Origin of the sequence: Micromonospora deserti (assembly GCF_003236335.1) — a bacterium.
Taxonomy (GTDB): domain Bacteria; phylum Actinomycetota; class Actinomycetes; order Mycobacteriales; family Micromonosporaceae; genus Micromonospora; species Micromonospora deserti.
The window spans coordinates 1-19,702 of the sequence record NZ_POUB01000037.1; the positions used below are offsets into that span (position 1 = coordinate 1).

Annotated in this window: 18 protein-coding genes and 1 pseudogene; 5 read left to right on the forward strand and 14 right to left on the reverse strand. The window is 74.4% G+C overall.

Annotation, left to right across the window (positions count from 1 at the left end):
* Window positions 1–40: 40 nt before the first annotated feature.
* From hemB to C1I99_RS08445, 5 genes are read right to left on the reverse strand one after another with little or no spacing between them, the layout of a single operon-like run.
* Complete coding sequence (gene hemB / locus C1I99_RS08425) at window positions 41–1,024, reverse strand: porphobilinogen synthase (protein WP_111133643.1); 984 nt, start codon at window positions 1,022–1,024, stop codon at window positions 41–43.
* Window positions 1,025–1,039: 15 nt separating this feature from the next.
* Window positions 1,040–2,620 carry a bifunctional uroporphyrinogen-III C-methyltransferase/uroporphyrinogen-III synthase gene (locus C1I99_RS08430; protein ID WP_111133644.1) on the reverse strand — a complete coding sequence of 527 codons (1,581 nt, stop codon included), beginning with the start codon at window positions 2,618–2,620 and terminating at the stop codon, window positions 1,040–1,042.
* Window positions 2,617–3,585 (reverse strand): hydroxymethylbilane synthase, encoded by a 969-nt coding sequence (hemC, locus tag C1I99_RS08435; RefSeq protein WP_111133645.1) that lies wholly within the window; start codon window positions 3,583–3,585, stop codon window positions 2,617–2,619. Before hemC ends, C1I99_RS08430 begins: the two co-directional genes overlap by 4 nt.
* Window positions 3,582–4,922, reverse strand: coding sequence for a glutamyl-tRNA reductase (locus C1I99_RS08440; RefSeq protein ID WP_111133646.1), 1,341 nt, complete (start codon window positions 4,920–4,922; stop codon window positions 3,582–3,584). The genes hemC and C1I99_RS08440 overlap by 4 nt, the downstream gene beginning before the upstream one ends.
* Entirely contained in the window at window positions 4,919–5,689 is a 771-nt protein-coding gene (locus tag C1I99_RS08445) for a redox-sensing transcriptional repressor Rex (RefSeq protein WP_111133647.1), read from the reverse strand. Before C1I99_RS08445 ends, C1I99_RS08440 begins: the two co-directional genes overlap by 4 nt.
* Window positions 5,690–6,079: 390 nt before the next feature.
* Between C1I99_RS08445 and C1I99_RS08450 the strand changes: the two genes are divergently transcribed.
* Window positions 6,080–7,378 (forward strand): sensor histidine kinase, encoded by a 1,299-nt coding sequence (locus tag C1I99_RS08450; RefSeq protein WP_111133648.1) that lies wholly within the window; start codon window positions 6,080–6,082, stop codon window positions 7,376–7,378.
* 21 nt (window positions 7,379–7,399) lie between these two features.
* The gene (locus tag C1I99_RS08455) at window positions 7,400–8,053 is read left to right on the forward strand and encodes a response regulator transcription factor (protein ID WP_111133649.1); all 654 of its coding nucleotides are present in this window, start codon (window positions 7,400–7,402) and stop codon (window positions 8,051–8,053) included.
* Between the two features lie 15 nt (window positions 8,054–8,068).
* Here the strand turns inward: C1I99_RS08455 and C1I99_RS08460 are convergent, their stop codons facing one another.
* From C1I99_RS08460 to C1I99_RS08470, 3 genes are read right to left on the reverse strand one after another with little or no spacing between them, the layout of a single operon-like run.
* Window positions 8,069–8,719, reverse strand: a complete 651-nt coding sequence (locus C1I99_RS08460; protein ID WP_111133650.1) for an HAD family hydrolase — start codon at window positions 8,717–8,719, stop codon at window positions 8,069–8,071.
* Window positions 8,720–8,739: 20 nt separating this feature from the next.
* Window positions 8,740–8,991 (reverse strand): glutaredoxin family protein, encoded by a 252-nt coding sequence (locus C1I99_RS08465; protein ID WP_111133651.1) that lies wholly within the window; start codon window positions 8,989–8,991, stop codon window positions 8,740–8,742.
* Window positions 8,984–10,690, reverse strand: coding sequence for an AMP-binding protein (locus C1I99_RS08470; RefSeq protein ID WP_199562053.1), 1,707 nt, complete (start codon window positions 10,688–10,690; stop codon window positions 8,984–8,986). Before C1I99_RS08470 ends, C1I99_RS08465 begins: the two co-directional genes overlap by 8 nt.
* Window positions 10,691–11,280: 590 nt before the next feature.
* Here C1I99_RS08470 and C1I99_RS08475 point away from each other — a divergent pair.
* The 3 genes from C1I99_RS08475 (at window position 11,281) to C1I99_RS08485 (ending at window position 14,397) form a co-directional block, all read left to right on the forward strand.
* On the forward strand, window positions 11,281–12,234 hold the full coding sequence (locus tag C1I99_RS08475; RefSeq protein ID WP_111133653.1) for an ECF subfamily RNA polymerase sigma factor, BldN family: 954 nt from the start codon (window positions 11,281–11,283) through the stop codon (window positions 12,232–12,234).
* Window positions 12,235–12,522: 288 nt separating this feature from the next.
* Window positions 12,523–13,401, forward strand: a complete 879-nt coding sequence (locus C1I99_RS08480; protein WP_111133654.1) for a DUF5667 domain-containing protein — start codon at window positions 12,523–12,525, stop codon at window positions 13,399–13,401.
* A 120-nt stretch (window positions 13,402–13,521) separates the two neighbouring features.
* A complete protein-coding gene (locus C1I99_RS08485) occupies window positions 13,522–14,397 on the forward strand; it encodes an HAD family hydrolase (protein ID WP_111133655.1) in 876 nt (291 codons plus the stop codon).
* 10 nt (window positions 14,398–14,407) lie between these two features.
* Here C1I99_RS08485 and C1I99_RS08490 read toward each other — a convergent pair whose 3' ends face one another.
* The 6 genes and pseudogenes from C1I99_RS08490 to C1I99_RS08515 form a co-directional block, all read right to left on the reverse strand.
* Window positions 14,408–15,265: a lysophospholipid acyltransferase family protein gene (locus C1I99_RS08490; protein WP_111133668.1), complete on the reverse strand. Its 858-nt coding sequence runs from the start codon at window positions 15,263–15,265 to the stop codon at window positions 14,408–14,410.
* Window positions 15,266–15,501: 236 nt separating this feature from the next.
* Window positions 15,502–16,575, reverse strand: a complete 1,074-nt coding sequence (locus tag C1I99_RS08495; protein WP_111133656.1) for an NAD-dependent epimerase/dehydratase family protein — start codon at window positions 16,573–16,575, stop codon at window positions 15,502–15,504.
* Window positions 16,576–16,693: 118 nt separating this feature from the next.
* The gene (locus C1I99_RS08500) at window positions 16,694–16,795 is read right to left on the reverse strand and encodes a 30S ribosomal protein bS22 (protein ID WP_007465623.1); all 102 of its coding nucleotides are present in this window, start codon (window positions 16,793–16,795) and stop codon (window positions 16,694–16,696) included.
* Window positions 16,796–17,013: 218 nt separating this feature from the next.
* Window positions 17,014–17,223: a helix-turn-helix domain-containing protein gene (locus C1I99_RS08505; RefSeq protein ID WP_007465625.1), complete on the reverse strand. Its 210-nt coding sequence runs from the start codon at window positions 17,221–17,223 to the stop codon at window positions 17,014–17,016.
* A 205-nt stretch (window positions 17,224–17,428) separates the two neighbouring features.
* Window positions 17,429–18,613 carry an ABC transporter permease gene (locus tag C1I99_RS08510; protein WP_111133657.1) on the reverse strand — a complete coding sequence of 395 codons (1,185 nt, stop codon included), beginning with the start codon at window positions 18,611–18,613 and terminating at the stop codon, window positions 17,429–17,431.
* Window positions 18,614–18,756: 143 nt separating this feature from the next.
* A pseudogene (locus tag C1I99_RS08515) lies at window positions 18,757–19,653 on the reverse strand (ABC transporter ATP-binding protein); the annotation flags it as partial.
* Window positions 19,654–19,702 lie beyond the last annotated feature (49 nt).

Here is a 19,702-nt window from a genome sequence, read left to right on the forward strand (position 1 = left end):
GGGACGGGCGGGGTGCCGAGCGGCGACCCGCCCGGGTCGGTCAGTAGCCCTCGCGGAGCAGCTGGGCGGCCTCGACGGCCCAGTAGGTGAGGATGATCTGCGCGCCGGCGCGCCGGATCGAGGTGAGGGTCTCCAGCATGATCCGCTCCCGGTCGACCCAGCCGTTCGCGGCGGCCGCCTCGACCATCGCGTACTCACCGGAGACCTGGTAGGCGGCCACGGGAACGTCGACCGCGGCGCGGACCGCCGACACCACGTCGAGGTACGGCAGGGCCGGCTTGACCATCACCAGGTCGGCGCCCTCGGCCACGTCCAGCTCGACCTCCCGCAGCGACTCCCGCAGGTTCGCCGGGTCCTGCTGGTAGGTGCGCCGGTCCCCCTGCAGCGCCGACTCCACCGCGTCGCGGAACGGGCCGAAGAACGCCGAGGCGTACTTCACCGCGTACGCCAGCACGGCCACGTCCTGGTGGCCGGCGGCGTCGAGCGCCCCGCGCACCACCCCGACCTGGCCGTCCATCATCCCGGACGGCCCGACCACCCCTACCCCGGCGGCGGCCTGGGCCACCGCCATCTCGGCGTACGCGGCGAGCGTGGCGTCGTTGTCCACGCCACCGTCCGGGGCGAGCAGGCCGCAGTGCCCGTGCGAGGTGAACTCGTCCAGGCAGAGGTCGCTCATCACCACGGTGGCGTCACCCACCTCGGACACCACGTCGCGGATCGCCACGTTGAGGATGCCGTTCGGGTCGATCCCGCCGGAACCGGTCGCGTCCCGCTCGGCCGGCACCCCGAAGAGCATGATTCCGCCGACGCCGGCCTGGACCGCCTCGACCGCCGCCTTGCGCAACGAGTCCCGGGAGTGCTGGAGCACCCCCGGGAGCGAGGCGATGGCCCGCGGCTCGGTCAGCCCCTCCTTGACGAACATCGGCACGACCAGCTCGGCCGGGTCGACGCGAGTCTCGGAGACCAGCCGGCGGATGGCCGCCGTGCGGCGCAGCCGGCGGGGCCGGATCTCGGGGTACGGCATACGGGCCTCCTGCGACTACCGGAACCTCAGGGCGGTCGGCCCCTGCACCTTCGAGCCGCGGCGCTGCTTGGCCGGCATGGCGGCGAGCTTCTCCCGCAGTTCGACGGCGTAGGCGGCGAGCGCCTCCACCAGATCGGGGACCGAGGCGTGGGGCGGCTGGACGTCGACCCGCAGGCCGAACTCCGTCGCCGTCTCCGCCGTCTTGGGCCCGATCACAGCAACAACGGTACGGGCATGCGGCTTCCCCGCGATACCGACGAGATTGCGCACGGTCGAGGAAGACGTGAAGAGCACCGCGTCGAACCCACCCGACTTGATCGCGTCGCGGATCTCGGCCGGCGGCGGCGCGGCCCGGACCGTCCGGTACGCGGTCACGTCGTCGACCTCCCAGCCGCGCTCGGTGAGCCCGGCGGCGAGGGTCTCGGTGGCGATGTCGGCGCGCGGCAGCAGCACCCGGCCCACCGGGTCGAGGATCTCGTCGTGCGGCGAGAACTCGGCCAGCAGCCCTTCGGAGGACTGCTCCCCCGACGGCACCAGCTCGGTCTGGATGCCGAAGGCGCGGACCGCGTCGGCGGTCGCCTCGCCGATGCAGGCGATCTTGACGCCGCCGAAGTGGCGGGCGTCCAGGCCGTGCTCGGCGAACTTCTCCCAGACCGCGCGGACCGCGTTGACCGAGGTGAAGATCACCCAGGCGTACCGGCCGTCGACCAGGCCCTTGACCGCGCGCTCCATCTGCGCCGGGGTGCGCGGCGGCTCGACCGCGATGGTCGGCACCTCGCACGGGATGGCCCCGTACGCGCGCAGCCGCGCGCTCATCACGCCGGCCTGCTCCTTGGTCCGGGGTACGAGAACCTTCCAGCCGTACAGCGGCCGGTTCTCCCACCAGCTGAGCTTGTCCCGCTGGCCGACGCCCGCACCGATGGTGAGCACCACCCGGCCGGTGAAGCCGAGCGCCGCCGCGACGAACGAGTCCACCGTCGACGTGGTGGTGTACTGCGTCTCACCGGTGCCGTCGCCGGTCACCCCGACGGCGGTGCCACCGTCGACGCCGGCGGCGAGCAGCCCGTCGCGGATCGCGGCGAGGTCGCCGGCGTCCACCGCGAGGGCCAGCGAGCCCCGGCCGACGGCCGCCGCCAGCGCCTCGAAGTCCAGGGTGCTGACGTCCTCGACGTCGGCCGCGGTCCGTACCCCTGGCAGCGGCACCCCCGCGTAGGTCGCCACGCCCTCGGCCTGGCCCACCCCCGGCACCACCTCGAAGTGCGCGGCGGTGCGCGCCACCGCCTGCACCTCCTTGACCACCGAGTCGTGGCCGAACGGGTCCCCGGCGACCAGGTGCACCGCGTTCGACCCGGAGCGGGCCGCCGAGATCAGCACCTTCGCCACGTCACCCGGCGCACCCTCCGCCGGGGTGAACTGGGCGTCGGACTTGGCCTGGGCGCGCACGGCGTCGAGCAGCGACTCGGGGAGTCCCCGGTCGTACACCACCTGGTCGGCGTCGACCAGGGCGTCGTGCGCCCGGCGGGTCAGCAGGCCCGGGTCGCCGGGGCCGGCCCCGACGAACGCGATGCGGCCTACGGGCTTACGGGTGCGGGTCATTCTGTGCTCCCAAATTGCTGGGTCCCCGGGCCGGTGTGTCGTTCTTGGCCGAGGATCGAGTCGGCGCCGAGGTCGAGGAGTTCGGCGGCGAGTGCCTTGCCGATCTCCGCCGCGTCGGCGGGCGTACCGGTGCGGGACAGCCGGAGGTCTCGGGCACCGTCCGGACTGATCACCGCCCCGCGCAGGTAGATCTCCTCGCCGGCGTCGCCCTCGGCGAGTTCGGCGTAGGCGGCGACCGGTGCGGAGCATCCGGCCTCCAGGGTGGCCAGCAGCGCGCGCTCCGCGGTGACCGCGGCGCGCGACGGTGCGTGGTCGAGCACGGCGAGCAGCTCGACCAGGTCCCGGTCGTCGACCCGGCACTCCACGGCCAGCGCGCCCTGGGCGGGTGCGGGCAGCATCAGCATCGGGTCGAGCGTCTCGGTGATCACGTCCGTCCGGTTTAGGCGGGCCAGCCCGGCCCGGGCCAGCACGACGGCGTCCAGGTCGGCTTCGGGGCCGAGCACCCGCGCCAGGCGGGTGTCGACGTTGCCGCGGATCGGGGTGACCTGCAGCTGCATCCCGAGGGCGTGCAGCTGGGCGATGCGGCGCAGCGCGCCGGTGCCCACCAGCGCGCCGGCTGGCAGCTCGGCGAGCGTACGGCCGCCCGTGGCGACCAGCGCGTCGCGCGGGTCCTGCCGGGGTGGCACGGCCGCGACGTGCAGGCCGGCCGCCGCCGCGCTGGGCAGGTCCTTGTAGGAGTGCACCGCGAAGTCGATGGTGCGGGCGGCCAGCGCGTCGCGCAGCGCGGAGACGAACACGCCGACGCCGAGCCGGTGCACCGGCGCGGACGAGCGGTCGCCGGCGGTGACCACCTCGACCAGCTCGACCTCACGGCCGGTGGCGGCGGTCAGGGCCTCGGCGACCTGCCCGGACTGGGCCATCGCCAGCTTGCTGGCCCGGGTGCCGAGGCGCAGGGGGGCACTCATCGCTCACCTCCGGCGGGCGGGACGTCGGTGTCCACGACGTCGGGGACGGTGTCGACCGGGGAGGTCTGCGGCACCTGGAGGTCGAACAGTTCGCGCAGCAGGGCCGCGTACTGGTCGCCGCCGGGTTCGGCGGCGAGCTGGCGGACCCGCACGGTGGGCTGGTGCAGCAGTCGCTGGACCACCCGGTGCACCGTCCGGGCCACCTCCGCACGCTGTTCGTCGCTGAGGTCGGGGCGGCGCTGGGCCAGCCGGTGCAGCTCGGCGGTGACCACGTCGTCGGCGCGGCCGCGCAGCGCGGCCACGGTCGGCGCCACGTCGGCGCCACGCAGCCAGGTGAGGAACCCGTCGACCTCACCGGCCACGATCCGCTCCACGGCCGCGGCGTCGGCGGCGGCCGGACCGTTGGCGAGGAGCGCCGCCATCCGGTCGATGTCGATCACCTCGACCCCGGGCAGCTCGGCGACGCCCGCCTCGACGTCGCGCGGCACGGCCAGGTCGAGCAGGACCAGCGGGCCCCGGGCCGGGTCCCGGTCGGCGAGCGCCCGGGCGACCACGTCGCGGGTGAGGACCGGTTCGGTGGCCGCGGTGGCCGCCACTACGATGTCCACTGTGCGGAGTGTGGCGGTCAACTCGGCCAGCGGGGCGGCGGTGGCGCCGTACGACTCGGCCAGCCGGACGGCCCGGTCGGCGCCCCGGTTGGTCACGGTGAGCGGCCCGGTGCCGAGCCGGGACAGCGTCGCCACGCCCAGCGAGCCCATCGCCCCCGCCCCGACCACCAGCGCGGGACGGCCGGTCAGGCCGCCGTCGAGGTGACCGGCGGCCAAGTCCAGCGCGGCGGTCACCACGCTCTGCCCGGCCCGGTCGATGCCGGTCTCCGCGTGCGCCCGCTTGCCCACCCGCAGCGCCTGCTGCATCAGCTCGTGCAGCAGCCGGCCGGCGGTGTCGGCCCCGCTCGCCCAGTGGTACGCGTCGCGCAGCTGGCCGAGGATCTGCGCCTCGCCGACCACCATCGAGTCGAGCCCGGCGGCGACCCGGAAGACGTGGTCGACGGCGGCCGCGTCGAAGTGCACGTAGAGATGGTTGGCGAGCGCGGCCGGCTGGCACCCGGCCTGCTCGGCCAGGACGGCGCAGATGTCGCCGAGGCCGCCGTGGAAACCGGACACAACAGCGTAGACCTCCACCCGGTTGCAGGTGGAGACGAGCACGGCCTCGGTGACGTACGGCTGCGCGACCAGGCGGCCCAGGATGCGGGTGAGGTCGGCGGGGGCGACCGCGAGCTGCTCCAGCGTGGCGACCGGAGCGGTGCGGTAGGACGCGCCGACGACGAGCAGTTTCACGTGCCGATCGCCTCCTGGGTGTCGGTGGCCCCGAACCCGCCGGGCAGGGCGGTGAGGGCGGACCCGCCGGTGGCGGGGAGCGCGGTCAGAGACGCCTTGCGGTGCTCGTGGAAGGACAGGATCTGCAGCTCGATGGCGAGGTCGACCTTGCGCACGTCGACCCCTTCCGGAACCGAGAGTACGCACGGCGCGAAGTTCAGGATGCTCGTCACGCCGACCGCGACCAGTTGGTCAGCCACCCGTTGGGCGGCCTGGGCGGGCGTGGCGATCACCCCTATCGCGATCGACTCCTCGACGGCGATCCGCGGCAGCTCGTCGATGTGCCGGACGACCAGGCCGTTGATCTCCTCGCCGACGCGGGCCGGGTCGGCGTCGAGGAGCGCGGCGATCCGGAAGCCGCGGCTGGCGAAGCCGTCGTAGCCGGCCAGGGCGTGACCGAGGTTACCCACCCCGACCAGGGCGACCGCCCGGCGCTGGGTGAGCCCGAGCACATACTCGATCTGGTCGATCAGCAGCGCCACGTCGTAGCCGACACCACGCGTGCCGTACGAGCCGAGGTGAGACAGGTCCTTGCGGAGCTTGGCGGAGTTCACCCCGGCGGCGCTGGCCAGACCTTCGCTGGGCACCGTCTCGTGACCGGTTTCGGCGAGGTTGTGCAGGGCACGGAGGTACTCGGGAAGCCGCGCGACGGTCGCCTCGGGCAGGTCCGGGAGCGCCGGTACGGCACCGGCGCGACCGGGCGCGCCTGGGTGACGGTGCTGACTCATGAGACTCCGTGCGGTGCGATCCTCCGCCAGCTCCAGCGGCCGGCCGTTTCGGGACTCCCGCTGGCGGCCGAGGTTGCCGGCTGTGCTAGCAGGGCGCGTCGGAACTACAGAGTAGGCGCTTGTGAAGACGTGCACAAATCGCGATCTTGTCGGCTCGCGACGCGCCCCCACCAGGCCCTCCATTCCGCAAGATCGATCCGGCAGCCGCCACCGGCGCCGCGTGGCGATTATTGCTCAATTACGACTTCTCTGACCAATCACGCGACCGCGTGCCGCTGTGAGGATCACACCGGGTAGGCCCGGCGGTGCCCGCCCGGTAGGGCCAGCCCTACGCCGGGAAGGCCGGCCGGCGGGATGGGCCCGCGTCGCCGCGCTGCCTAGCCTCGTGGCATGACCGCCGTTCGCGCCGCCGTCGACCGCCCCGTACCGGCGCCGACCATCTCCCGACAGCTCTTCCTCGACTCCGGGTACGTCCTGCTCGGCCTCCCGCTCGCGCTGGCCAGCTTCGTGGTGCTCGTGGTCGGCCTCGCCGCCGGTCTCGGGCTGGTGGTGACGGTGATCGGCCTGCCCGTCCTCAGCGGCACCCTGTACGCCGCCCGCGGCCTCGCCGACATCGAGCGGCTGCGGCTGCCCGCCGTGCTGCGGCAGCCCCGGATCCGTCCGCAGTACCGGCTCCCGGAGCCGGGGGCCAGCGCCTGGCGGCGGATCTTCCTACCGATGGGCGACGCCCAGTCCTGGCTCGACCTGGCGCACGGCATCCTGAAGCTGGTCGTGGCCGCCGCCACCTTCGTGGTCACGCTGGTCTGGTGGGCCGGGGCGGTCGCCGGCACGCTCTACTGGCTGTACGACTCGGCCCTGCCACACGGCCCGGAGGAGGACGACCTGGCCCAGCTGCTCGGCCTCGGTGACTCGACCACCGCCCGGATCGGCCTGCACACCGCGATCGGGCTGTTCTTCCTGATCAGCCTGCCGATCGTGGTCCGCGGCTGCGCGCTGCTCCAGGCGAGCTTCGGCCGGGCGATGCTGACCGGCGTGGCCGAGATGCGCAACCGGATCACCGTGCTGGAGGAGCAGAAGCGGGCCGCCGTCTCGGCGGAGGCCAGCGCGCTGCGCCGGCTGGAGCGGGACATCCACGACGGCCCGCAGCAGCGGCTGGTCCGGCTGGCGATGGACCTCAGCCGGGCCCGCCAGCAGCTCGCCTCCGACCCGGAGGCCGCCGGGCGGACGCTGGACGAGGCGGTCACCCAGACCCGGGAGACCCTCGCGGAGCTGCGCACCCTGTCCCGAGGCATCGCGCCGCCGATCCTGGTCGACCGGGGGCTGCCCAGCGCGCTGGCGGCGCTCGCCGGGCGCGGCCTGATCCCGATCGAGCTGCGGGTGGACCCGGAGCTGGGCAGCCCGGGCGGGCGGCTCGACCCGGCGGTGGAGAACACCGGGTACTTCGTGGTCGCCGAGGCGCTGACCAACGTCGCCAAGCACGGCCGGGCGACCGAGTGCCAGGTCACCGTGACCCGGCACGACCAGCGGCTGGAGGTGACCGTGGGCGACGACGGCCAGGGCGGCGCGCACCTGGCCAAGGGACACGGGCTGGCCGGCATCGCCGACCGGGTCCGCGCCGCCGGCGGCCAGCTCTCCGTGGTCAGCCCGGTGGGCGGCCCCACCGAGATCCGTGCGGATCTGCCGCTGTGACGGCGTGGTAGACAACACCCCATGCGCATCGTGATCGCGGACGACGCCGTGCTGCTCCGGGAGGGGCTGATCCGGCTCCTCGACGAGCGAGGGCACCAGGTGGTCGCCGCGGTGGCCGACGGCGACGCGTTGGTCGAGGCGGTGGTGGCGCACCGCCCGGAGGTGTCGATCGTCGACGTGCGGATGCCCCCGACGCACACCGACGAGGGGCTGCGGGCGGCGGTGGAGGCGCGCCGCCTGGTGCCCCGCACCCCGATCCTGGTCCTCTCCCAGTACGTCGAGGTGTCGTACGCCGACGACCTGCTCGCCACCACCGGTGCCGGCGGGGGCGGGATCGGCTACCTGCTCAAGGACCGGGTGGCCGCGATCGACGAGTTCCTCGACGCGCTGGACCGGGTGGCCGCCGGCGGCACGGTGCTCGACCCGGAGGTGGTCGGCCAGCTCTTCGCCCGGCGCCGCCGCGACGACCCGCTGCGCGAACTCACCCCCCGGGAACGCGAGGTGCTCGCCCTGATGGCGGAGGGCCATTCGAACACCGCCATCGCCAGGACCCTGGTGGTCACCGACGGCGCCGTGGAGAAGCACGTCCGCAACATCTTCACGAAGCTCAACCTCCCCCCGGACACCGAACAACACCGCCGCGTCCGCGCCGTCCTCACCTACCTCCGGAACTGACCGCAGCGGGGCGCATCAGGGGAGGGTGCGGGCGAGGGTGACGGCTTCGGTGAGGGTGTCGGCGACGGGGTGGCCGGAGGAGCGCAGGCGGTCCGGGTCGGTGAAGCCGCCGGTGTAGAGGACGACCCGGCCGCCGACCGACAGGGCGGCGTCGGCGTCGTCGACGGAATCGCCGATCAGCACCACCTCCCGGCCGGCCACGCCCAGCTCGGCCAGGTGCCGCCGGAGCGACTCGGCCTTCCGGTCGCCGCCGACCGTGGCGCGCAGCCCGTCCACCCGGACAAAGCGCCCGGTCAGACCGTAGGTGTGCACGGCCGGCACCAGTTCGTCGTGGAACCACATGGACAGCAGCGACTGGCTGCCCGGCCACGCGGCCATCGCGACGGTGGCGTCGTGAGCCAGCTGGCAGGTGGTCAACCCGGCGCGGTACGCGTCGTGGAAGATCTTGTCGAGGCGGCCGAACTGCTCGTCGTCGACCGCCTGGCCGAGCACCTCGGCGTAGTAGTCGGCGATCGGCCGGCGGAACTTCACCCGGTGCTCGTCGGCGGTCACGGTGGGCCCGCCCACGCTGGCGAAGGCCGCGTTGGTGGCGGCCACCACCAGGCTGAGGTCGTTGAGCAGGGTGCCGTTCCAGTCCCACACGAGGTGGAGGCGCACAGGGGTCATCGCAGCACCATAGGCAACGCTCAGAGCTGCGGGGTGGTCAGGTCCCGCAGCAGCCGCTCCTCCTCCACCCGCCAGTAGCCGTGCTCCTTGCCGTCGAGCAGCACCACGGGCAGCCGGTCGCCGTATTCGCGCTCCAGCTCCACGTCGTCGGTGACGTCCCACTCGACCCACTGGTCGCCGGTGACCGCCGCCACCCGGTCCAGCGCCGCCTTGGCGTCCTCGCAGAGGTGGCAGCCGGGCCGGGTGATCAGGGTGAGCCGGGGTTCACGCATCGGTGTCCTCCGTGGTGCCGGTGCCGGCCGGGGCCGGCGGTCGGGTGTCCGGCGCCGCCTGGGACGGCGCCGGGGCCGAAGCCGCCGGGGACGGCGCCGGCCGGAGCAGGGTCTTGCGTACCTTGCCGATCGCCGAGTACGGCAGGGCGTCGACGAACTCGACGGCGGTCGGGCACTTGAACCGGGCCAGGTTCCGGGCGCAGTGGGCGAGCAGTTCCTCGCCGGTCACCGGACGCCCCGGCGCCGGCACCACGTACGCCCGGACAGTCTCGCCGGTCCGCGGGTGCGGCACGCCGAGTACCGCCGACTCGGCCACCCCCGGGTGCGCCGAGAGCACCAGCTCCACCTCGTGCGGGTACACGTTGAAGCCGTTGACCAGGATCAGCTCGCCGACCCGGTCGACCAGGAAGAGGTCCCCGTCGTCGTCGGCGTACGCCACGTCGCCGGTCGCCCACCAGCCGTCCGCGTCCGGCCCGTCCCGCCCGTCCGGCCAGTACCCGGAGAACAGGTTCGCCCCGCGCACCACGATCTGGCCCGGATCGGTGCCCGGGGCCGCGTCGGAGAGGTCCAGCTCGTCGGGGTCGTCATCCGGCGCGGCCGCGCCGTCGCCCCACAGGTCGGCGCCGTCCGGCCCGACCAGGCGCAGCTCGACGCCGGGCAGCGGCCGGCCGATCGAGCCGGGCTTCGGCTCCCCACCCACCAGGGTGGAGGTGAGCACCGGCGCGGTCTCCGTCAGGCCGTACCCGACGTGCACCGGGCGACCGGTGACCGCGGTGAAGCGCGCCGCGACGGCCGACTCCAGCGGCGCCGCGCCGCAGACCGCGACCCGCACCGAGTCCGTCGCCGCGGCGACCGCGTCGGCGTCCGCCGTGGACCAGGTCAGGAACATCGACGGTACGCCGACCAGCACGCTGACCCGGCGCCGGGTGATCTCGGCGAGCCCTCCATCGACGCCGAGGTCGTCGACGAGCACCCCGGTCGCGCCATGGTGGACGACCGCGCCGAGCCCCGAGTTCAACCCGTACGCGTGGAACAGCGGCAGCGCCAGCAACAGGGTGTCGTCCGGCCCGACCACGGGCGGGTCGATCCGGGCCACCTGCTCGTGGTTGGCGGCGAGGGCCCGGTGCGTGAGCATCGCGCCCTTCGGCCGCCCCTCGGTGCCGGAGGTGTAGAGGAGCACGGCCAGGTCGTCCCCGCCGCGGGCGGGGAACGTGCCGGGGCCGCCGGCCGCCGGAGGCGTGGTGTGCACGGCAGTGAGCGCCGGCAGGTGGTCCGCGACCCCGGCGACGAGGTCACGCACCCGGGCGGTGCAGATCAGCGCGGACGCGCCCGAGTCGGCCAGCACGTGGCGCAGCTCGGGGGCGGTGAAGCCGGGGTTGACCGGCACGGCGACCAGCCCGGCCCGCAGCGCGGCCAGGTAGCTGACCACGAAGTCCGGCGAGTTGCCCAGCGCGATCGCCACCCGGGGCGGGTGCCCGTCGGGCCGCCGGCCCGCCGCCCCGGACCCGGCGGACCCGGAGGTCGGCCCGCCGCCCAACTGGGCGGCGAGGGCATGGGCTGTGGCGGTCACCGAGGCGTCCAGTTCGGACCAGCTCAGGGTCCGCTCGCGCCAGTGCAGCGCGGGTCGGTCGCGGTGGGCGACGGCCGCCCGGTGGAGCTGGTCGGCGAGGTTAGCGGAGCTGTCGGCTGCGTCCTGCACGGTGGCTGAGTCTGGCACAACCGCGCCCTGCGGGCCATGCCCGCACCCGGGCTCCCGCCGCAGGCCGGACCGCGCCGGGCAGTCCCGTCAACGAGACACGCGGCGCGGCATCGCCGAGACACCTCGGTCCCGCCGATGGGACGTGCCAGGGTCGGCGGGACCGGCCGGACACTCCCCTGCGGACTGTCCCCGCCGAGCCCCACGCCGCGCCCGTTGCGGTGCCACTGACCAGGGCTTCCACTCCAGATCAGCGATCCGTCGCAAAGTCAACCGCACACGACGGACAACCGGTCCGCCATTGGTGCGACACGGCGGGAAATACTTCGGCCCTGTGTAACGGACTTGCCACGCGCGGGTGACGTTGGCCCTATCATCACTCGGGTCGGCTCACCCCATTTGCCGTGAGTCGACACCCCTCAGCCCGAGGAGGCCCCCGTGCCTGTGAGCGCATTGGACCAGCACCTCAAGGGGATTTGCCGCCCGCCGGCACGCCCCCGACCCGACCTGCCCGGCCGGCGTGCCTCCGGTGGGGAGGCGCCCGTGACGCGTCGACCGGCGCGCCCGGCAGCCGACGGGACGGAGGCGACCCGGTGACGACCTTCGGTTACGCGGAACGGCCCCTCGGCCGCACCGGCCCGGCGACCCGCGCCACGGTCAACGAACGCCACGCCGTCCGGGGTCCGGTGGACGATCCGGGCAGCCTCGCCGCCCGCGGGGAGGGCACGTCCAGCCGGATCCGCAGCCGGCCGCACCACAACGAGCCGCCGGCACGACCGGCGACCCCCGGAGGCAACACGAAGCCGGTCGGTGGCCGGATCACGGCCCCGGCCCGGCCGACGATGCCGGCGCAGGCCCGGCGGGCCGCGGAGCCGACCGCGACCGACCCGTCCACCACGGAGACCGCGGTGCTCCCGGCGGTGCCGGCGGCCGCCACGCCGACCGGCGCCACCGGCTACCCGAGCCGTCCGGACCCGTCCGACCCGGCCACCGAGGTGTGGGCGCTGGTCGAGCGGGCCCAGGCCGGCGAGTCCGAGGCGTTCGGCCTGATCTACGACCGGTACGTCGACACCGTCTTCCGGTTCGTCTACTTCCGGGTCGGCAACCGCCAACTGGCCGAGGACCTCACCTCCGACACGTTCCTGCGCGCCCTCAAGCGGATCGGCAGCTTCACCTGGCAGGGCCGCGACCTCGGCGCCTGGCTGGTCACCATCGCCCGCAATCTGGTGGCGGACCACTTCAAGTCCGGCCGGTACCGGCTGGAGGTCACCACCGGCGACGTGCTGGACGCCGACCGCGAGGACCGGGGGCCCGAGGGCAGCCCGGAGGCGGCGGTGGTCGAGCACATCACCAACGTCGCCCTGCTCGGGGCGGTCAAGCAGCTCAACCCGGAGCAGCAGGAGTGCATCGTGCTGCGGTTCCTGCAGGGCTTCTCGGTCGCCGAGACGGCGCGCGCGATGGGCAAGAACGAGGGTGCGATCAAGGCGTTGCAGTACCGCGCGGTGCGCGCACTGGCCCGCCTGCTGCCGGACGGCTTCCAACCGTAGAACCGCTGGCGGGAGTGGCGACCGTCGATGGGCGTTCGCACAGCTCACGGTCGAGGCGGTGGCGTGACGACGATCACTTTCCGTGATTTCGCCCCCGCCAGTCCCGTAACCCATGCACAGCGCCGACCGTTTGTCCGGGTGCGACCGGTGGTAGCCCCGGCATCCTCCCGGGTACCGAGGTCCGGCAGTGCGGCCGGCCACGACCTTCGTCCGTGCTGTCACGCCGTCACCGGTCGCTGGCGACGAGAGCGGCCGACCGGCCGTGACCAGCGAGAGGAGGTGCCTGCGGTGGACAGCGACCTCTTCTCCCGTCGGCGCGCCGAGCGCTTCGCGCAGCTTCTCGACGAGGCCAACGGCGGCCGACGGCACCACGTCCGGTCCCGAGCCGACGACCAGCTCGCCCCGCTCGTCGCGGTCGGTCAGCGGCTCAGCGCGGACCCGCCGGCCGTCGAGGTGGACCCCGAGTTCCGTACCGGCCTGCGCGCGATGCTGCTCGCCACCGCCGAACGGGAGGGCATCGGCGCCCCGGCCGCCACGCCCGAACCGGCCGCCCAGCGCTCGGTCGCCGGCATCCGCGGCTCCCTGCTGCCCGCGGTCACCGCCCGGCGGGCCCGCGCCCGGGGTGCCATCCTGGTCGGCATCGCAGCCGGCGCGGTCGCCGTCTCCGGCATCTCCGCCGCCAGCGAGAACGCGGTCCCCGGCGACGCGCTGTACGGGATGAAGCGCTCGACCGAACGGGCCCAGCTGGCGCTGACCAGCTCGGATGTCAGCCGTGGGCACCTCTTCCTGGGCTTCGCCCGCACCCGGCTCGGCGAGGCCGCCGCGCTGCGCGGGGACCGGGTCGGTTTCAGTGCGGTGCTCGACGACATGGACGCCGATACCCGCCAGGGCATCCGCCTGCTGACCACCGCCGCGGTGCAGCGCGCCGACCCGGCGGCGCTGGACGCGGTCAACTCCTTCGTCACCGGCCAGCGGCGGGCTGTCAACGGCCTCCTGCACGGCGCGACCCGGGCCGAGCGGGACCGGACCCGCCGCTCCCTCGCCCTGCTGGACGCGATCCGCGAGCGCTCCGAGGCGCTGCGCGCCGCCGTCGCCTGCGGACTGCCCGCCCCGATCGGCAGCGACGCCCTGGGCCCGGCGCCGGCCGCCTGCCCCGGCGACCGCTGACCCGTCCGCACTCGGGCGCGGGTGAGCCGACCGCGCCACACTTCGCCGGCGCGGCGCCGCCGGCGCCCGGGATCCGGCTACCCTCGCGGGAGGTCCAGGCGGTCGAGCGGAGGAGGTTGCGTGGCCCGCAACCGTAAGGTGACGGTCAGCACCGACGTCCATGGGCACACCGCCGGCTGGGCGGAGACCGACCTGGCGACGGCGGCTCCCCCGGAGCCCGACCCGACCGCTGCCGCCTTCTTCGACGTGGACAACACGATGATGCAGGGCGCGTCGATCTACTGGTTCGCCCGCGGGCTCGCCGCGCGCAACTACTTCACCACCGGCGACCTGGCCCGCTTCGCCTGGCAGCAGTTGCGGTTCCGGCTGCTCGCCACGGAGCACGCCGGGGACATGTCGCAGGCCAAGGAGGCCGCCCTCGCCTTCATCGAGGGGTGGCGGGTGGACGACGTGGAGCGGCTCACCGAGGAGATCTTCGACGAGCTGATGGCGCCCCGGATCTGGGGCGGCACCCGCCGGCTGGCCCAGCGCCACCTCGCCGCCGGCGAGCGGGTCTGGCTGGTCAGCGCCGCGCCGGTCGAGATCGGCCGGGTGATCGCCACGCGGCTGGGCCTGACCGGGGCGATCGGCACCGTCGCCGAGATCGTCGACGGGGCGTACACCGGCCGGCTGGTCGGTGACCTGATGCACGGGCCCGCGAAGGCCGAGGCGATCACCCAGCTCGCCGCCGTGGAAGGGCTGGACCTGAGCCGGTGCACGGCCTACAGCGACTCGGCCAACGACCTGCCGATGCTGTCGACCGTGGGCCGGGCGGTCGCGGTCAATCCCGACGGCACGCTGCTGCGGCAGGCCCGCCAGCTCGGCTGGGAGGTACGCGACTTCCGCACCGGCCGGCGGGCGGTCAAGATCGCCGTGCCGTCCACCGCGGCGGCCGGCCTGCTCGCCGGCGCGGTCACCGCCGGGCTGGCGCTGCACCGGCGCCGCCGCGGCGGCTGACCCGCCCCGGTCAGGGGCCGAACGGGTCCGGACGGCGTTCCAGCAGCTTGTGCAGGGTCTGCTGGATGGTCTCGCGCACCTGGTCGGCGAGGTTGAACACCACCAACGGGTCGTCGGCGGAGTCGGTCAGGTGGGCGGTGGGGATCGGCGGGCAGAACTCGATCAGCCACTTGCTCGGCAGCGGCACCATGCCCAGCGGCCCGAGCCACGGGAAGGTCGGCGTGACCGGGAAATAGGGCAGCTTGAGCAACCGCGCCAACGGCTTGATGTCCGCCAGCATCGGGTAGATCTCCTCGCCGCCGACGATGGCCACCGGCACGATCGGGGTGCCCGTACGCAGCGCCGCCGAGACGAAGCCGCCCCGGCCGAATCGTTGCAGCTTGTAGCGCTCGGAGTAGAGCTTGCCGACACCCTTGAAGCCCTCCGGGAAGACGCCGACCAGCTCACCGCCGCCGAGCAGCCGCTCGGCGTCCGGGTTGCAGGCGACGGTGCCGCCCGACTTACGGGCCAGCTCGGAGACCACCGGCATCCGGAAGACCAGATCGGCGCCGAGCAGCCGGAGGAAGCGGTGCGCGGGGTGCTGGTCGTGCAGGGCGGCGGAGAGGATCAGCGCGTCCAGCGCCACGGCGCCGGAGTGGTTGCCCACCACCAGGCCGGCACCCTCCGCCGGCACGTGTTCGATGCCGGTGACCTCGGTGCGGAACCAGTCCCGGTAGAGCAGCCGCAGCACGGGGTGGAAAACCGCCTCGGTCAGCTGCGGGTCGAAGCCGAACTCGTCGACCTCGTAGTCGCCGGAGAGCCGCCGGCGCAGGAACGCCAGGCCGGCCGCGACCTTGCGGTCCCAGTGGTCGCCGGGACGGTCCGGCACCGCCGGGCCGGGCGGCGCCGGCTCCCGCCCGGCATGCGCTCCGCCGGCCGGCTCCTCCGTCGCCGCGGGGTGCGCCGAGCCGGCCGCGACCGGCTCGTCGGTGACCGCCGGGTCCGGCTCGTCGGCGGCCGCGGCGGGCCGGTGCCCGTTGGCCCGCGCCGGGTCCGCGCCCGGCTCGGCCACGGTCAGCGGTACGTCGTACCGGCCCTCGGCGTCGCGCCGCCCCGCCGGCCCGGTCACGACCGCTCCCGTACGGTAGAGCGGACCTGCCGGATGCCGTCCAGCACGAGCCGCTCGGCGGCGGCCAGCTGCTCCCGGGTCACCACCGCCCCGCCGTGGTGGGCGCGGATGAAGTCGTCGAACGCGGTGGCCGTCGAGCGGGGCGTGAAAGCGTACTCCCGCTCCAGCCGGCTGGTGTCGACCACCCGGCCGTGCACGAAAAGGTCGACCTGGTCGAGCCCGATACGCCCGAAGCCGAGGGTGCGGGCGAGCGCGGCGGCGCCGGAGAGCCCGGGCTCCAGCACCGGCACGGCGACCCGGCCGGCCCGGCGGATCGCCTGGGACAGTGACAGCACACCGGGACCCGCGACGTTGTAGGTGCCCGGGTGGTCCTCGACGATCGACCGGTGCAGCACCTCCAGCGCGTCGTCGAAGTGCAGGAACTGCAGCCGGGGGTCGCGGCCGAACACGGTGGGCACCAGCGGCTGGGAGAAGTAGCGGGTGAGGGTGGTGTCGGCGGTCGAGCCGATGAACGGCGCGAAGCGCAGCACCGTGGCGGTGACGTCGGTGCGGCGGCGGCGGAACCCGCGGACGTACCCCTCGATGTCGAGGATGTCGCGGCCGAAGCCGCCCCGCGGCACCTCGCGCGGCTCGGTCTCCTCGGTGAAGACGGCCGGGTCGCGGAACGAGGCGCCGTACGCGGCGGTGGACGAGCGGATGACGAGCTTGCGCAGCCGGGACGCCCGTTGACAGGCGGCGAGCAGCTGCATGGTGCCGATGACGTTCTGCTCCTTCATCGCCGCGCGACCGCCGTGCTGCGGGTCGGGGGCGCTGACCAGGGCGAGGTGGACCACGGCGTCGACGTCCAGGTCGGCGAGGAGCCCGCCGAGCGAGCCGAGGTCGACCTGGATCCGCTCGACCCGGTCAAGCAATTCGGTCAACTCGGCGCCGGACCCCGGCGGGTCGATGCCGATGACCCGCTCGATCCGCGGGTCGGCGGCGAGCCGGGCGGCGACGTGCGCGCCCAGATAACGGCCGACCCCGGTGACGACGACGACCCCCGGAGCACCTGGGGTGCCACCGGGGGTCATGCCGCGCACCTTCCCTGGCAGGCGGGATCGAGCCGGGAGATCACGGCCTGATCACCTGAGCCTCCGGGGGTCGACAGGTGGCAAGTGACGGGGGAGCCGGGCCGTGGCCCGGCACCGGTCACTTGCCGAGACGGCGACGCTGGACGCGGGTCTTGCGCAGCAGCTTGCGGTGCTTCTTCTTAGCCATGCGCTTGCGGCGCTTCTTGACCACCGAGCCCATACGACAGCCTTTCGATGCAACGTGCGGGGCGACCGGGTGACACCACCCTCCGGTGGCGTCGGCGACCGCTTGCGGACAACGGACCGGACCAGCGGGGCAGGCGGCAGAGAACACCTGCGGTCACGGTCGGGGTCCAGGGTAGCCGGAGAGCGTCAACAGGACCAACGCGGCCCCTCGATGCCCGTCACGGCGCGCTCGACCGGTCGCCCGACGGTGGATCAGGCGGTCTCCTGAAAGGCACCCCGAAGGTATTCGTGCACCGCGTGCTCGGGAACCCGGAACGACCGGCCGACCCGGACCGCGGTGAGCTCACCGCTGTGCACCAGACGGTAGACCGTCATCTTCGACACCCGCATGACCGTCGCCACCTCGGCGACGGTCAGGAACTTGACCTCCGACAGCCGACCGTCGGACTGCGACCCGGCCATGGCTCACCCGACCCATCCCATGCCCGGCGCGTGCCACCGGACGGATCCTCCCGCCCGGACCGGCGAACGCGCGTGTTACCAGTACGGTAGCGGTGCGCCTGTGACCGGCGCGATCCCTTCGTACAACTGATCATAATTCGCACGGTTGTCCACCCGGCGGGCTACCTCGTTATCCGACGTCCCGCGCCGGCCGTCCCGTTCTCGGTCACTCCGCCCGCAGCGCCACCACCGGGTCGAGCCGGCCGGCCCGCTGGGCGGGCACCACCCCGAAGACGATCCCGACCGCCGCCGACACCCCGAACGCCAGCGCCAGCGACCACCAGGTGATCGCCGCCGGGATCGGCGATACGGCGGCCACCAGCAGCGCGGTGCCCACCCCCAGCGCCATCCCGGTCAGCCCGCCGATCGTGGTGAGCAGCACCGCCTCCAGCAGGAACTGCACGCCGATGTCGCGGGGTCGGGCGCCAACCGCCTTGCGCAGCCCGATCTCGCGGGTCCGCTCGCGGACCGAGACCAGCATGATGTTGGAGACCCCGACGCCGCCGACCAGCAGCGAGATGCCCGCGATGGCCGCCAGTACCCCGGTGAGGATGCCGAGGATGTCGCCGAGCACGCCGAGGATCTGCTCCTGGGTGACCGCGCTGAACTCGGTGCCGGGGTGCCGGCGGGTCAGCTCGGCGACGATCCGCTCGCCCAGCTCGTCGATCCGCTCCCGGTCCGGCGCCTTGACCGCGATCCCGTCGACCCGCTGGGTGCCGTACAGCCGCTGCGCGGCGGTCACCGGGATGTGCACCTCGTCGTCCCGGTCCACGCCGAGGCTCTGCCCGAGCGGGGCGAACACCCCGATCACCCGGAACCGCACCCCGGCGACGGTGATCTGCTGACCGACCGGCTCCCGGTCGGGGAAGAGGGCCCGCGCCACCGAGGCGCCGAGCACCGCCACCCGCCGGCTGGTGTCCACGTCGGAGCGGGTCAGGTAGCGCCCGCGAGCCAGCTCCCGGGCGAAGACCGAGGGGGTGGTCTCCAGCACCCCCTGCACGGTGCTGAAGTCGGCCCGCGCACCCGCCCGTACGGTGGCGCCGGAGGCGACCGTGACGGCCACCCGGTCCGGGTCGCCGACCACCCGGGAGACCGCGTCGACATCGTCCAGGGTGAGCGGGGAAAGCGCCGGGGCGGCGCCCACGTCCAGCCGCCCGGGGACGACCAGCAGCAGGTTGGACCCGAGCCCCTCGACCTGCTGCTCGACCTTGTGCTTGGTGCCGGTGCCGATCGACACCAGGATCACCACCGAGGCGACCCCGATGATCACCCCGAGCATGGTCAGCAGGCTGCGCAGCCGGTTGGCCCGCAACGCGCCCAGCGCCACCCGCCACGCCTCGGCCACCCTCACCAGTCGGCCCCACCCTCGTCAGCGGGCCTGCCCGCGTCGGTCGCGCCCCGGGGTGGGTCCGGGGCCGTCCACAGGTCGGCCCCGGGCCGGGGCGGATCGGTGCCCGCCAGCAGCCCGGAACCGGGCCGGTCGGACGACGGGTCGGGCCGGTCGGTGGCCGCGGGGTGCGGAAGGCACCCGGTGGCTCCGGCGGCGCCACCGGAGCCACCGGGCGGGTGCCCCGGGCCGCTTCCGGACGCGGACCGGGGCTCCGCGCTGGGAGCGGGCACCAGTGTGTCAGGTCGACCGGCGCCGCCGGACAGCGGTCGATCATGAAGCGCCGGACCACCGTGGACGGCGCTGTCCGACACCACCACGCCGTCGCGCATCGCGATCCGCCGGCGGGCCCGGGCGGCCACCTCCTGGTCGTGGGTGACCATCACCAGCGCCACCCCGGACTCGGCGTTGAGCCGTTCCAGCAGTTCCAGCACCGCCGCGCCGGTCACGCTGTCCAGGTTGCCGGTGGGCTCGTCGGCGAGCAGGACCGCCGGGTCGGTGACCAGGGCACGGGCGATCGCCACCCGCTGCTGCTCGCCACCGGAGAGCTGGTTGGGCCGGTGGTCCAGGCGGTGACCGAGGCCGACCCGGCCGAGCATCGCCGCCGCCCGCTCGCGCCGCTGGCGGGCACCGACCCCCCGGTACACCAGGGGCAGCGCCACGTTGTCCACCGCGGAGGTCCGCGGCAGCAGGTGGAACGCCTGGAAGACGAAGCCGATGGTCTCGTTGCGCAGCGCCGCCAGCTCGGTCGCGGAGAGCCTGGCCACCTCTTGGCCGCCGATCACCAGCCGGCCGCCGGTCGGCCGGTCCAACCCGCCGAGCAGATGCATCAGGGTCGACTTGCCGGAGCCGGACGGCCCGACCAGTGCCACATAGTCGCCGGGGGCGACGGTCAGCGACACGCCGCGCAGCGCGGGCACGGAGACCCCGTCGAGCTGGTACGTCCGGGACACCTCGATCGCCTCGATCGCCGCCGGCCGGACCGCCGCCGCCCGGGCGGTCACGCCGCGCCCAGCCGCGCCCGGCCGGCGGGCCCCGGCGGCCCGGCGGCGC

What these genes read in the sequence shown, in the direction of transcription:
- C1I99_RS08430 (WP_111133644.1), bottom strand. Translation starts at nt 2,620, where the DNA reads ATGACCCGCACCCGTAAGCCCGTAGGCCGCATCGCGTTCGTCGGGGCC.
- C1I99_RS08505 (WP_007465625.1), bottom strand. Translation starts at nt 17,223, where the DNA reads ATGGCCGGGTCGCAGTCCGACGGTCGGCTGTCGGAGGTCAAGTTCCTG.
- C1I99_RS08500 (WP_007465623.1), bottom strand. Translation starts at nt 16,795, where the DNA reads ATGGGCTCGGTGGTCAAGAAGCGCCGCAAGCGCATGGCTAAGAAGAAG.
- C1I99_RS08465 (WP_111133651.1), bottom strand. Translation starts at nt 8,991, where the DNA reads ATGCGTGAACCCCGGCTCACCCTGATCACCCGGCCCGGCTGCCACCTC.
- hemB (WP_111133643.1), bottom strand. Translation starts at nt 1,024, where the DNA reads ATGCCGTACCCCGAGATCCGGCCCCGCCGGCTGCGCCGCACGGCGGCC.
- C1I99_RS08455 (WP_111133649.1), top strand. Translation starts at nt 7,400, where the DNA reads ATGCGCATCGTGATCGCGGACGACGCCGTGCTGCTCCGGGAGGGGCTG.
- C1I99_RS08450 (WP_111133648.1), top strand. Translation starts at nt 6,080, where the DNA reads ATGACCGCCGTTCGCGCCGCCGTCGACCGCCCCGTACCGGCGCCGACC.
- C1I99_RS08495 (WP_111133656.1), bottom strand. Translation starts at nt 16,575, where the DNA reads ATGACCCCCGGTGGCACCCCAGGTGCTCCGGGGGTCGTCGTCGTCACC.
- C1I99_RS08460 (WP_111133650.1), bottom strand. Translation starts at nt 8,719, where the DNA reads ATGACCCCTGTGCGCCTCCACCTCGTGTGGGACTGGAACGGCACCCTG.
- C1I99_RS08445 (WP_111133647.1), bottom strand. Translation starts at nt 5,689, where the DNA reads ATGAGTCAGCACCGTCACCCAGGCGCGCCCGGTCGCGCCGGTGCCGTA.
- hemC (WP_111133645.1), bottom strand. Translation starts at nt 3,585, where the DNA reads ATGAGTGCCCCCCTGCGCCTCGGCACCCGGGCCAGCAAGCTGGCGATG.